Origin of the sequence: Shewanella acanthi (assembly GCF_019457475.1) — a bacterium.
In the GTDB taxonomy this organism is placed as follows: Bacteria; Pseudomonadota; Gammaproteobacteria; order Enterobacterales; family Shewanellaceae; genus Shewanella; species Shewanella acanthi.
This window is the reverse complement of the sequence record NZ_CP080413.1, coordinates 2,145,599-2,159,139: the sequence shown is the minus strand read 5'-3', so window position 1 is coordinate 2,159,139 and position 13,541 is coordinate 2,145,599. Positions and strand designations below refer to the sequence as shown.

Sequence of the window (13,541 nt, the reverse complement as noted above, 5' to 3'; positions counted from 1 at the left end):
CTTTTTAGAATTATCAGTTTAAGTCGTTAAACGACTTAGAATGAGTAACGAACACCTAATGAGAAGGTACGGGTGTAGATACTGTTAGTACGGTTAAAGAGTACAGAATCTTCATAGTATTCTTGGTACACGTCATCTAACAAGTTAGTCGCATCGAAGCTGATCATCAAGTCATCGTTGATGTTGTAGTTCATCTGGAAGTCTAATGATTGCTCTGGCTTACGGTAAATACCACGTGGAGTGGCAAATAACGCTGGGTCGTAAGAGTTCAAGAACTTACTGCGCCATGTGTACGACATACGGGCACCGAAATCTTCTTTTTCGTAAATCAGTACCGCACTGTAGGACTCATCCGATACACCAAACATTTCACGAGTTGAGTAGCCAATTTTGGCGCCAGTTGCACTGTCAAACTCTGGAATATCTTGCGAAGAGTCCAGAAGTGTCGCACTTACTTGAGTACCTAAACCGTCTAACATTTCAGGCAGATCTTCAGGGAAGTAAACAGCACCTAATTCAACGCCTGATAATTTACCATTGGAGGTGTTACCTGGACGACTAAGAATAAATGGTTCTTCCACGCCATCACCATCACTATCGTACATAGTTCTTGTTAAAGAACCATATACTAAACCTTCGATATCACGGGTAAAGTAGGTACCGTAAATCGAGTTACCTTCACCGAAATAGTATTCTAAGGTTAAATCGATGTTCTTAGAGGTCACAGGATCTAAGTCAGGGTTACCACCATTTGCTTGGCCGTCAGTATTTGTGACGGGAGGCATGTAGTAGGTAAATGAGTTTAGGTCAGCAAAGTTTGGTTGACGAATTGTCTCGGTATACGCGAAACGTGCTACCAGATCATCCGTTAATGCATAACGCATGACTAAACTAGGTAATAGTTTTGACGTTGATGTGTCTGCATGACTAATATCAATAAAGCTGTTGCCAGATTCATCAGTAGCATCATTATCGTAGAAAGTCATGTCGGCTTTTGTGCCTTCATAGCGTACACCTAACTGACCGTCTAAACGTTTACCAAACAGTTCGGTATCAAAGTCCGCCATGGCATAACCCGCCCAGGCTTTTTCTGTAATGTCGAAGGTTTTTAGCATGGTTAGGTCTTCTTCAGTAAAGCCCCATAATGCTTCAAATTCCTTACGGTTGTTATATAGGTTGTAACCGTTAATCACAGCCCATGAATCGGGAACATTAGCACGACCTTCGAAAAAGCCAGAAGTCACTAAATACATTGATGGGTCTAGGTCTTCTAAACCAATATTTTTTACAGCGTTTGCAGTACGACTCGAGCTTGTTGCACCACGTTGCTCGAAACGGGTTCCAAATTTTAATTTGGTGAAAATGCTGAAATCAACATACATGTCACCATCTAATGTCCATTGAATCGAATCGCCATCGTCTTTACCGGCGTTATCGTAGAAGTCTGCAGTTTGCCATAGGGCTGGGTTGGTCAGATCTGACTCGTCCAGTGCAGTATCAGGGTTATCTAAGTAAGTCCAAGATGGAATTCCATCTTTATCATTATTATCAATCGAAACGCCATATACGGTTGCGATACCGCGCATTGCAGTAAAGTCAGATTCGAAGGTACTTTGTTGGTAAACCACTTCAGATTTTAATTGGAAATCGTCGGTCAGAGCCCATTTACCGCCTAATGCGTAAACGAAACTGTCAGTGCTACCTGTAGCATGGTCACCACTGGTAAAATTATCGGCATTATAAACGGTACGAGATTTGATTACGTTGGTGCCATCGTAAAGTTCAATACCATCATCAAGAACTTGTAACCAGTTAGCTGATGAGTCAACGTTGCTGAAAAGCATAGAGTTGAAACTTTCGTTGCGATAACCGTTATAGAAGGCTTCGAAGGTATATTCAGATTTTTCGTTCGGCGCCCATTGGAGTGAAATGTTAAATGCAGGGCGCTCACGCTCACCTTCAAGCATGTTACCGAACATCGCGTCACGGCCAATTAGATATTCTTTACCGTCAATTGTTGCGCCAGCAGTAGTATCAATACCATGGGTACTACCTTGGTTCCAACCGCTGGTGATACGAGAACCGTCTTCAACAAAATAAGGGAAGCCTGCACCTGGCGCTACACTTTGGTCATTATAGTTTGTACGAATGTACGAAACGTTAACCATGGCACCCACATCACCGATGCTGGTATCCCAACGGTCACTTAACAGCGCACTGAAGTTTGGATCGATTTGATCCGGTTGATCAGAGTAAATACCCTTGGCTGCAATAGTCGCTTTACTGCCTTCAAAGTCGAACGGCTTGTGGGTGCGAATATCGATTTGACCCGCAATACCACTGCCAACTTGAGAGGAAGAGCGAGTTTTAAAGACTTCAACACTACCCAGTAGGGCAGCTGGAATATCAGCAATCGCAACTGAGCGGCCAGTTGCAGTAAAAATTTGACGTCCGTTAACTGTGGTAGTCACGTCGGTTAAACCACGGATACTAACAGTGTTAACTTCACCTGACGCGCGGTCAGTAACTTGAATACCTGTTACACGTTGCAGCGCTTCAACAACGTTGTTATCAGGGAACTTACCAATATCTTCGGCTACGATAGCATCTACTACTTGGATATTTTGGCGTTTTAGTTCTACAGCTTTGTTTAAACTTCCACGGATACCCGTAACTTGGATGATTTCCATCTCTTCATCTTGCGGGGCTGAAGCTTTAGTTACTTCAACTTGTCCCTCTTGATTTACATCATTCTCTGCCGCAAAGGTAGTTTGACCAGCGAGAGCTAAAAAAATAGCACTTGCCAAATAAGTCTGTTTAAACATCGAGTTTCATCTCCGGTAGTTTATTATTTGACCCGGTTAGCCTAAGACACCATCTGACGTCCCGGTCTTTTTTATTCCACTTCAGAGTCACGGACTTCCCCAACAGTGTCCCTGAAAAGTTAAGAATCTTATAGCTCACTCTGCATCTTATTGACGCGTTTCGACTTATTAAGCATACAGAGTTAACAATATATCAGAACTGTTAAAATCATATTGTATGACTATTATTGTGTCAACTTGTGGATTCACGTGAAGGTAAAGCTAAGTCACATTTAATTAAAACAAGGTTAATTTTTGGCTAACCCAATATCTTTCTGTAATTAAATGAGAAAACTGAAAGTTTTTTAGCGTTTTTAATGTTTGGCTATAGCAGAGTAGTTGGTTGATATCTCATCATTTTGCATTGACCTTTACGTCAACTTGCTCACATTTCCGATGAAAATCCTTTTACAAGATATTTACTTCTTTAATCAGAATGCTAATGTTACGTTTGGTGTTACAGTAGTATTGTATTACTTATATGGTTAATACATTTAATACACGACAAACCAAAATATTAAACACAACAATAAAAGGAACGACGCTCATGGTGCTTAAACGCTCATTCGTGTCCGCAAGCTTAATAATGGCACTTGCTTCCTGTGGTGGGGATGACAGCAGCTACAGTGCTAACGACACAAATACCTTTACACCTCCGGCTCCAGTCACATCAGCGGACCCTACAATCGCAGGTGAGGTGAGCTATCAAAACGCAGTGGTCCATGACCCCTCAATCGTTAAAGACACTGATGGTACTTATTACGTATTTGGTTCTCATCTAGCGGTTGCCAAGTCAACTGACTTAATGAATTGGGTACAGGTCGAAAATGATGGTGTCGCTTCAAGCAGCTTGTTTGACACCTATGAGACTGAAATTGCTGAAGGTACTGCCTGGACGGGTGGTTTCGTTGGCTCATGGGCGCCGGATGTTAAGAAATTAGCTGACGGTAAATATCACTTTTATTATGACTTCTGTGCAGGCCCTGATGTTGATGCGTGTGTATCACGTTCATATTTAGGTATGGCAACAGCTGACACTATTCTTGGTCCTTATGTCAACCAAGGTTTGATCTTAAAATCAGGTCAAGTCGGTGCTGAAAATCCTGGGGTAAATGGCCAGAACTACAATGGTTTTACCGATCCTAACGCAATCGATCCCGCTGTCTTTAACGATAAGGACGGCGGTCTGTGGATGACCTACGGTTCATACTCTGGTGGTATTTGGGTTATGCAGTTAGACCCAACGACGGGTTTACCATTAGAAGGTCAAGGTTACGGCACCAAAATCATGGGTGGTAACTACAGTGCCATCGAAGGTTCTTACGTAATCTATAGCCCAGAATCTGAATACTATTATATGTTTACTTCGTTTGGTGGCTTTGCCCAAAACGATGGTTACAACATCCGTATTTCACGTTCTAAAACGCCAAATGGCCCCTATGTTGATGCAGCGGGCAATGACATGATTGGCGCAACTACAGCAGCTAACATTGCCGACTATGGCGTTAAGCTGATGGGTGGTTTCCAATTTGTGACTCACCCAGGTGATACTGGCAGTGCACATGGTTACTTATCTCCAGGTCATAACTCGGTTTACTACGATGCAGAAGCCGGTAAATATTTCTTAGTATTCCACACGCGCTTCCCGAACACCGGCGAAGGCCACAGTGTTCGCGTGCATGAGATGTTCCTTAATAGCGATGGTTGGTTAGTCGCTTCGCCACAGCGTTACGCCAAAATTGATGGCGCGAACATCGTCGACGAAATCGACGTAGTGGGTGATTACCAATTTATCAACCACGCTAAGGACATCAACACTGAAGCCCATAAGTCAGTTCACATTAAGCTGTCTCGTACTTGGACTAACAAAGGTACTGTAACAGGCGATGTAACAGGGACTTACGAGCAAACAGACGAGAATCAAATTACCCTGTTCTTAGATGATTTGGGTACGTTTGAAGGCGTGCTGTCATGGCAGTGGGATCCTGAGCAAGATCAATTAATGCCAACCTTCAGCGCAATTTCAAATGATGGCTTGAGTGTTTGGGGCGTTAAATTAACTGACAAGACAACTCAAGAAATTCTCAACGCGACTAGCGAAGCCATTTCTTTACCAACAGAAGCGACTGAAGCCTTTATCACCTTACCAACTGAAGGTACCCGTGGTTCTACCATTTCGTGGGCTTCAAGTGATGAGTCAATCATTGCGACTGACGGTACTATCGTGCGTCCAAACGTGGGCGAAGGCGATAAGGTTGTTACCTTAACGGCTACTATCATGGTAGACGGTAAGAAAGTAACGAAAACATTCCAAGTAACTGTTTTCGCTCGTAAGACCTATAACCGTATTGCGCAGTTTAGCTTTGAAAATGATCTTAAGGATACCTTAGGATTATTCGCTGAAGGCCAAGCAACGGGCGATAGACTGTTCAAAACGACCACCGATGCGGTTGATTTCACTGCGGGTTATGCTGGCCAAGCGCTGTCATTAGATGGTGCGCATGGTGTGTTACTGCCATCGGGTCTGATTTCAAGCTATGAGTACACGGTTTCGTTCTGGGCTAATCCATCGGTGATCACTGGATTTACCACTGCATTCTTCGGTGCGGTGAATGAAGTCACCAACGAGGATGGTTCAAAAGTCTCTAACACCTGGATTAGCTTGCTACCACAGGGTTGGGACGGTAATACCATGTTCTGGAGTAATGGTACTGCTTGGTTTGATGGTGTAACCGGTGAGCGTATCGGTGAAAACACATGGTCTCACTTAGCTTTCTCCGTGAACAATGGTCTGGTTAAAGTGTTCATTAACGGTGTTGAGAAATTCAGCAGCGGTAACTTAAGCAACTACTTCACCGGTGCGCAAGGTGTGTTTGGCCTAGGTGTAAACTATTGGGATCTGCCATACAACGGTTTAATCGACGAGCTGAAAATTTACGAAGCGGCTTTGACCGTTGATGAAGTTAAAGCGTTAGATATCGATAAGTTACCTGATAGTGAGCTGTTGTCATCGGCAACGTCAATCCTTGACCTAGGTGATTTAACCGCGGTTCGTGAAGACATTAAGTTACCTGTTACTGGTCCTTATGCTTCTGCAATTTCATGGGAATCATCGGATCCAACCGTTATCGATACTAAGGGTGGCGTTACTCAACCAGGACGTGATGATACCGATAAGGTTGTGACCTTAACGGCAACATTAAAACTGGGCAGTGAGACTCAAACTAAAGTCTTTACTGCGACCGTGAAATCTAAGGCACCTCCATCACCAGTAGCGGTATACAGCTTTGAAGAAAACCTAGCTGATAGTACGGCTAACTTCGGTGCAGGTACTGTCGTGGGTAACTTAATTGGCGTTGCAGGTGGTGAAATCACTTACGTTGATGGCGCAGTGGGTAAAGCCGCGGTGTTCAACGGTTCGTCTGGTGTTGTGTTACCTAACAACCTGATCAAAGATTACACCTACTCAGTGTCAATGTGGTTAAACCCAGAACAGCTCAATACTTATACTACTGCGCTGTTTGGTTATGCGACTGATTCAAGCTGGACCAGCGTATTACCTGGTGGTCAGAATGACTACGAGAAAGTGGTACTGTGGTCAGGTACAGCTTGGTACGACGGTAGAACCGGTTATGTGATGCCAAAACAAACTTGGACTCACTTGGCTTACACTGTTAACAGTGGTGATGTGAAGGTTTATATCAACGGTGAGCTTAAGTTCAGCGGTGCAAACTTCCCGAACATTTTCTCTGTGGCTAAGACTCAATTTGCCGTCGGCGTGAACTTCTGGGACGTACCTTTCAAAGGTGCGATCGATGAAATCAAGTTCTACGACGAAGCCATTACTCAGGAAGACGTAACTGGTTTATTTGATGAATCTAATCAATAAGCTGAGTTAATTCTCCTATACTGAAAGCACCCGTGAGGGTGCTTTTTTTTGCCTGAAATTGACGATTAGACTGGGTTAGATGCGTTGTTACTATTGAGAAAATAAATGACATCATTGCGTTTGTTTTTACTGACTTCATTGACCATGTTGGCCTTTGCCTGTAATTCGATTCTATGCCGATTAGCGCTTAAGGATGGCAGTATCGATGCCAGTAGTTTTACTGCTATTCGTTTGATCTCAGGCGCGCTGATGCTTTCGCTGTTATCTATGAAAGATCACAAGGTTAAAGTGAGTGGCCAATGGGGCTCAGCCCTGGCGTTATTCAGCTATGCGGCGGGGTTTTCTTACGCTTATATCCATATGACGGCCTCTATGGGTGCATTGTTACTGTTCGCTGCTGTGCAAGCGACCATGATAGGTCACGGGCTATATAACAAAGAAAAATTCAATCAATTTCAATGGGCTGGGTTAGTTTTTGCGGCCCTTGGGTTGGTATTTTTGTTGTTGCCAGGGCTGAGTGCACCGCCTTTATTCAGTGCATTTTTGATGATAGTTGCAGGTATTTCCTGGGGGATTTATTCGATTCGAGGGAAAGGGGCTAAACACCCAATACAAAGTAGTGCAGGGAATTTTATTCGAACCATTCCATTGAGTCTGCTGCTACTGTTTGTGCTGTCTAACCCGTTATCTGTGAGTGGCAACGGCATCGTGTATGCCATTTTGTCAGGGGCGTTGGCCTCCGGTGTCGGTTATGCCATTTGGTATAACGTACTGCCTTCTTTATCTTCAAGTGTTGCCGCCACAGTGCAGTTAAGTGTTCCGTTAATCACAGCTGTTGCTGGCGTACTCTTTCTCGGCGAGTCTTTTAGTTTGAGGCTATTGCTTTCATCCTTAGCGATTTTAGGGGGAATTACATTAGTGGTGCTCAAAAAAGATACAATTAATTCAAAATAATAAAAAATTTTATCGCTGAGATTAATTTGATTAGCGTTAGCTTAACCACGGGATGAGTCTCAATTAATAACAGCTTTTGTTGTAAGCTAATTTCGTATTTTTGAAAACTGTCTGAAAGTCGCAACATTATTTCCCTTAATTGCAGATTAAAATGTTATTAATCTGTAGTTATTCTCGTTTTTACAGCGCATCAAGTGCTGGTTAATTCAGCAAAAAAGATACTTTGTGATACAAAGCTATACATTTATCTTGACCTAGTGCCTTGCTTCATCCCATGGGTTGTTTAAGAATAAGACTTTGTTAATTTAAGGCGCTGGAAACTGGATAACATAATGCAGTCGGTAACCGTTGGCAAACTTTTAATGACCATACCTGTGGCCAATCAGTTAGGTGAAGGTGTCCAATGGGATGGGGCACGCGAATCCATTTGGTGGACCGATATATTGTCAGCAGTTATTTACCAGTTTCATTTACCTAGCAAAACCTTAACATCATTCCCGATGCCGCACAGAGTCGGGTCCTTTGGCTTGACCATAGACCCTAACGAGTTAATTGTTGCCTTTGATATTGGTATTGCTCGTTATCATCTGAAACATAAAAGTATTAAATGGCTTGCTAAACCAGAGGCGCATTTAGCGGGTAACCGATTTAATGATGGAAGAACGGATAGGCAGGGTCGATTTTGGGCGGGCACTATGGTTGAAGTGCGTCAGTCTTCATCTCAAAGTGCAGCACTTTATAGTATTGATATTGAAGGTCACTGCCAGCAACACATTAGTCAATTGCAGATTTCCAATGGACTGTGTTGGAGTCCCGATGGAAAGACCATGTACCACGCAGACTCGCCATCACATACTTTATTTCAATATGATTTTAATACGTTAACAGGAAAGGTCAGCAATAAGCGGGTATTTGCGACAACGCCAGAGTCCTTTTTCCCTGACGGCGCTGAAGTGGACGCCCATGGATGCGTGTGGAATGCCCATTGGGGCGGAGGGCAGGTGGTGCGTTACCGAGCGGATGGTAGTGTGGATTTAACCCTCAGATTACCAGTAACTAATCCAACGAGTGTTGCCTTTGGTGGCCGAGATCTGGATTTACTGATTATTACCAGTGCTAAACATGCGCTCACGGTGGAACAATTAGCCGATGAGCCAGAAGCGGGAAATGTGTTTATTTTCCAACTTGAACATATCCATGGACTTGGTAGTCTTTATTGTCAAATCAATGCAAACCTGTATGCCAATGCTGACATCTTAAGCTAATTTCCCCTTGGGTGTTTGTTGTTAGTCCTTTAAGCTCGAGCGCTTTGCTTAGAGCAGCATGCCTTGCAACCTGTCAATGCTCATGGGGCGACCAAACATATAACCTTGGCCATAAGGCACCCCTAATTCACGTAATGCTTGATGTTGCTGTGTATTTTCAATACCTTCGGCAACTACACACACATCCACTTGGGCTGCGATATCAATGATATGGGGAATAAGGGTAGAGCGTATACTGCCATCTTCCATTTCGTTCACGAAGGAACGATCGATTTTAAGAATATGGCAATTGTATTTTTTCAACTGGCGAAGATTTGAATAACCTGTGCCAAAATCATCAATCGCAATTTGAAAACCAGCGTTAACTAAATCTTGTAATACTTGCTTACTCTTACTGTTGGTCAATTGTTCGTTTTCAATAATCTCTACCACGAATTGAAATTGATCATTCACCAATAATTGATCTTTTACCAGTTCCATAATGATGCCCGAGTCAATGTCCTGTGGGAAAAAATTGAGATTCACTTTGAATTTTTCTGCATTTGATTCGAATTGTTGTAAGTCAACTTGGCAGCGTTTGATCATGCTTTTGGTAAAGGGCCAAGTTTTTTTTAGCCCTACGATGAGTGGAATAAACAAATCGGGATAAAGTTCGCCATCCTTATCCTTAAATCTAGCTAATACTTCGCAGCCAATGATTTTTTTGGTTTCTAGTTCCACAACCGGCTGATATAGGCAGTAAAATGAACCATTTTTAAGGCCTCGTAGTACTCTTGATTCCACTGAACGATAGCGTTCGAGCATCGAGCTAAAGAGGAGATAACAGATAAAGAACACAAGAATGGCCAAGGCAATGCACCCCACAAGGGATGCATGGTATTGCTTGAAGAAAAAGCTAGGTGATGCAGTAATGGCGACACAATAGGGGATCTTATCACTACAAATACTGGCATTATGGTTTTGAGCTACTTCGGAGGCATGTTGAATTATTGACTGATACAAACCTTCTGTACCTTTTATATGTTTCTGTTGAGCTTCAAATTTAAAAATAAATTCCCAGTCAGTATCCAATGAGACTAAATCAGCAAGAAAGTCCTGTGATAGTACGGCATTATAATTACCTGAACGGACAATTATGGCAGAGACTTCATTTTGAAAAAGCACAAGTGAACTGTTGATCCACACCTCTGCTTTTTCTGGGCCGACAAAATCGGGATTGGTTTCAATTAATGGCGGAATAACCGTTCCTAGGCCAGTACTGCAAATGAGCTTATCGCCTTCAAGGTATCCTAAATCTTTGACGTGTTTTAGCAGGAACAGTTTTTTGCGAAGGTAGGTTAAGGCTCTGTCATCGCAGCCTTTTATAGGCTGCTCATTGAGTTCGCGTAATGTTCTAACCACCTCAGAGTTGATTTTATCGACATTATTAAGGGCAAGTTGTGCACTTTCCTTAAGTCGCTTATCAAAGTCGTATGAAAAAAAGGTACTTCCTCCCCAATACGCCGCCAGTGCAATGATCCCACTTAAAAACACTATGCTAATAATGTCCAGTGTCTTACGCATTGAACTATTCATTAGTCCTTGTCTCCTAAATGATTAGCGATAAGAGTGAGATAACATAATTTGCATTGACCTTTGCTGCTTCAAACCTGATAGAGCAAAGTTTTATGCAAGGATAAGCATAAACCAATGATTAACATTACAAATAAGGAATGATTAGTTTAGTGCTTAAAGTAGAATTTAGCCGAAAGCTAGGATAATTGCTTAATAATTATGGTTAGTTAAAGCCCGTTCCTTCTTTAAACATTAATGATTAAACAGTAAAGGATTTTGTAACACATATTCTTCCATCCAATTTTGTACTATTGAGTCTCCTTTTATCTTCCTAGCTATACTCAAGGTATTATTCTAAAGACTATTACACCTGCCAAGTTGTAGAGGTCGCATTTGGTCACTCCATATGCGTACGTGCATTTTTGATTGGAGAGCGTAATAGTTTGCTTTAACTGGATATTTTGGACATTACCAGTATGAAGTATTCGTTATGAGAAACTTGCAATATCAATGTATTGCGATTGTGTATCTTGTCATTCTATCTATGTTGCTTCTCTCGAAAGTACTTATTGCCGCGCCCGATGAGGCTAGTGGTTACACTGTCACCCTAAGTCTATCCAGTCTTAAAAAAATGGATAGAAGAAAGCAAAAGACAAAAAAATCACCTGCTTATCTAGACGCAGTCGGTAAAATTAACGTCCTATTAACTAAAGATGCAGAACTGCTTCGCTGTTCGGGTACTTTAATCGCTGCGATGCCTGGGGAGGCGAGTCGTGTGATTAAATCGGCAGGACATTGTTTTGGAAGTACCAAAACCCTAAAGAAATACCCTATCCATAAAATTACCTGGCAGGTTAATACTCAGTCCGGTGAGTCCATTGAATTACCACTCACCTTAGAATATTTATCGTTAGAACAAGACAGTGCACTCTTAAGCCTTGAAGCGAAAATCCCCTTTATGACGATTAAACCTGCATTGGTGATCAAGCCGAATCAAGGTGATAAAGCGTTCGAACAGGTAAAGTTTCTTATTAGTGTCAATCCGGAATATAAATTGATCTCCGCCGGATTTAGCGCTGATACCCACAAGGGCAAAAATGGCGACATCCTTACCTTCGACGATGTGTTAAACGTCAAGCATATTAATGATGAAAGTGCTAAAGAATATGATTTTAGTATTCGTACTGTTTCATATACGGGGGCAAGTGGCGGGGCGTGTTTACTACACAGCGATTTGACGAAATCTGGAATAAACAACCCTCATCGTCAAGTTATTTATCTTGGTACAACATTAACGATTCGCGGAGACAATGGTTTATATCGAAATAGATTAGACGGTATTATGGGATCTCCGCTCACATTTTATAATAGTTTTAATGAGATAGACTTTGAGCAAGTAAATAATCTAAACCGACATTCAGTCACTGATTAGTCATTTCGATAGCCGCTTCCTTCGACTGATTTAAATAGATGAATGCTACGGATGTTTCAACGTGTAAATCTCATATAGATTCTGGCTTTATCAGTCGCAGTATCCGTAAAAAACCAAGCGTGTTTTTATAAACGCATTTAATCCCTAGGAATGTGATATTAAGGGTAGCTCACGATATCGTTCAAATAACAGAGCGAAGTGTCGTGCAGTTAACTCTTGTTAGTATTATATATTTTAATGTGCTAGCGAGCTTGAAAGGTTGAAGTTGACTAAAAATTGATTTTATAAACTAATTAGATTGTTTTGATGAGTGAATCTTATGATCAAATGCGCGTTCATTCCTCTTTATTCTTGGTAGTTTTTTGCGCAGTCGCATGAAAAATAATAAATCAGATAAATTAAGTGATGCTAAAACAGCAAAAGCTTCATTCGATAAATGAAGCAATTGAATTACTGATTGTTATGCTTTTAATGCTAGAGGGAAAGTCTTAAAGTTAACACCGCCATGACCTGTCAGCATAAAATTGCGGATGTTGGCATGATCTGTGCCATCTGGATGTTGTAAAACATCGACGCGATAAAAGCTGCCAAACAACGCTAAGGTCTGTTCCTTTGAAAGCTTAAGGTACTGAGCAAGCGACAGTAATTTACAAGAACCATTATTTTGATTGGCAGGATTATTCACTTGGCCATTGGTAAATTCGGTGGGGGTAAAAGTGAATGTGGAATCAATCAATGCAATAACGTCATTAAATTCGACTTGTTCTGGCGCGTGATTGAGCTGAGTGATTAACTCAGCCGTATTGTGATAGGTCATGTCAAACTCCTTTAAGCAAAGGACCTAAAATTTGGACGCATTATGGTTGAGTAACACTCATCTTACAACCACTTATCGATTACTCCGGGGCCTGCAGGCATCTATTACGGCATGCTATGCATCGTCTGTAATCGCTTATGGCGCTTGTTTTAAAGGCTAGATAACCTCAATCGATATTAATCACTTACCCCATGGTGGATTTTGACTAAACTCAAAGCATAACTGTTAGTGTTGGTAAGCGGATTAATACAGGAACCTTTGGGGAGATTGTTATGGATTCAATTAAAATACGTGATCATATGGACCGACAACCGGTATTACTGCGCGCCAATATGTCATTGGCGACAGCGGTTGAAAAATTATTAGAAAACAATAAGAACGGCGCGGCGGTAGTGGATGAAAGTGGTCATCTGGTCGGCTTTTTATCCCAACAAGATTGTTTGGCCGTAATGCTCAAAAGCAGTTATCACTGCGATATGACCTCAGTGGTGAAGGATTGTATGCGTAGCGAAGTGCTGTTTGTTGCCCCCGATGACAGTATTTTACAGCTCGCGGAGCAGATGCTCGGCGCTAAGCCCAAAATCTATCCCGTAGTGGATAATGGTAAGGTTGTCGGCACCATTAATCGCACTAATGTGCTGCGGGCGATGAATGTCTATATGCAACAATGCTACTTAGCTCCTGCCTAACTATTTAAGCTAAGCCTTTCATTGGCGGATTATTTTGTCTAGTTTTCATCCTGTTGATGTCAAATTAGTCGTACCAA

At 42.0% G+C, this 13,541-nt stretch carries 8 protein-coding genes; 5 read left to right on the top strand and 3 right to left on the bottom strand.

All coding sequences use genetic code 11. The features are described 5' to 3' along the window. Positions 1-35: 35 nt before the first annotated feature. A complete protein-coding gene (locus tag K0H61_RS09405) occupies positions 36-2,825 on the bottom strand; it encodes a TonB-dependent receptor (RefSeq protein ID WP_220048873.1) in 2,790 nt (929 codons plus the stop codon). 586 nt (positions 2,826-3,411) lie between these two features. Here K0H61_RS09405 and K0H61_RS09400 point away from each other — a divergent pair. From K0H61_RS09400 to K0H61_RS09390, 3 genes are all read left to right on the top strand, one after another. After that, a complete protein-coding gene (locus K0H61_RS09400; protein ID WP_220048871.1) occupies positions 3,412-6,753 on the top strand; it encodes a LamG-like jellyroll fold domain-containing protein in 3,342 nt (1,113 codons plus the stop codon). A gap of 105 nt (positions 6,754-6,858) precedes the next feature. After that, the gene (locus tag K0H61_RS09395; protein WP_220048869.1) at positions 6,859-7,707 is read left to right on the top strand and encodes a DMT family transporter; all 849 of its coding nucleotides are present in this window, start codon (positions 6,859-6,861) and stop codon (positions 7,705-7,707) included. A 332-nt stretch (positions 7,708-8,039) separates the two neighbouring features. Next, the gene (locus K0H61_RS09390; RefSeq protein ID WP_220048868.1) at positions 8,040-8,972 is read left to right on the top strand and encodes an SMP-30/gluconolactonase/LRE family protein; all 933 of its coding nucleotides are present in this window, start codon (positions 8,040-8,042) and stop codon (positions 8,970-8,972) included. A gap of 48 nt (positions 8,973-9,020) precedes the next feature. On the opposite strand, the gene K0H61_RS09385 is transcribed toward K0H61_RS09390, so the two are convergent. Then, positions 9,021-10,547, bottom strand: coding sequence for an EAL domain-containing protein (locus tag K0H61_RS09385; RefSeq protein ID WP_220048867.1), 1,527 nt, complete (start codon positions 10,545-10,547; stop codon positions 9,021-9,023). Positions 10,548-11,016: 469 nt separating this feature from the next. On the opposite strand from K0H61_RS09385, the gene K0H61_RS09380 reads away from it, so the two are divergent. Next, entirely contained in the window at positions 11,017-11,958 is a 942-nt protein-coding gene (locus tag K0H61_RS09380; RefSeq protein ID WP_220048865.1) for a hypothetical protein, read from the top strand. 460 nt (positions 11,959-12,418) lie between these two features. Here the strand turns inward: K0H61_RS09380 and K0H61_RS09375 are convergent, their stop codons facing one another. Next, positions 12,419-12,775, bottom strand: a complete 357-nt coding sequence (locus K0H61_RS09375) for a HopJ type III effector protein (RefSeq protein ID WP_220048863.1) — start codon at positions 12,773-12,775, stop codon at positions 12,419-12,421. Positions 12,776-13,047: 272 nt separating this feature from the next. On the opposite strand from K0H61_RS09375, the gene K0H61_RS09370 reads away from it, so the two are divergent. Continuing rightward, entirely contained in the window at positions 13,048-13,464 is a 417-nt protein-coding gene (locus K0H61_RS09370) for a CBS domain-containing protein (protein WP_220048862.1), read from the top strand. The last annotated feature ends 77 nt before the right edge of the window (positions 13,465-13,541 follow it).

Bases quoted from the DNA above. Each gene is read 5' to 3' on its own strand.
- K0H61_RS09405 (WP_220048873.1), bottom strand. From the start codon at position 2,825: ATGTTTAAACAGACTTATTTGGCAAGTGCTATTTTTTTAGCTCTCGCT.
- K0H61_RS09400 (WP_220048871.1), top strand. From the start codon at position 3,412: ATGGTGCTTAAACGCTCATTCGTGTCCGCAAGCTTAATAATGGCACTT.
- K0H61_RS09395 (WP_220048869.1), top strand. From the start codon at position 6,859: ATGACATCATTGCGTTTGTTTTTACTGACTTCATTGACCATGTTGGCC.
- K0H61_RS09390 (WP_220048868.1), top strand. From the start codon at position 8,040: ATGCAGTCGGTAACCGTTGGCAAACTTTTAATGACCATACCTGTGGCC.
- K0H61_RS09385 (WP_220048867.1), bottom strand. From the start codon at position 10,547: ATGAATAGTTCAATGCGTAAGACACTGGACATTATTAGCATAGTGTTT.
- K0H61_RS09380 (WP_220048865.1), top strand. From the start codon at position 11,017: ATGAGAAACTTGCAATATCAATGTATTGCGATTGTGTATCTTGTCATT.
- K0H61_RS09375 (WP_220048863.1), bottom strand. From the start codon at position 12,775: ATGACCTATCACAATACGGCTGAGTTAATCACTCAGCTCAATCACGCG.
- K0H61_RS09370 (WP_220048862.1), top strand. From the start codon at position 13,048: ATGGATTCAATTAAAATACGTGATCATATGGACCGACAACCGGTATTA.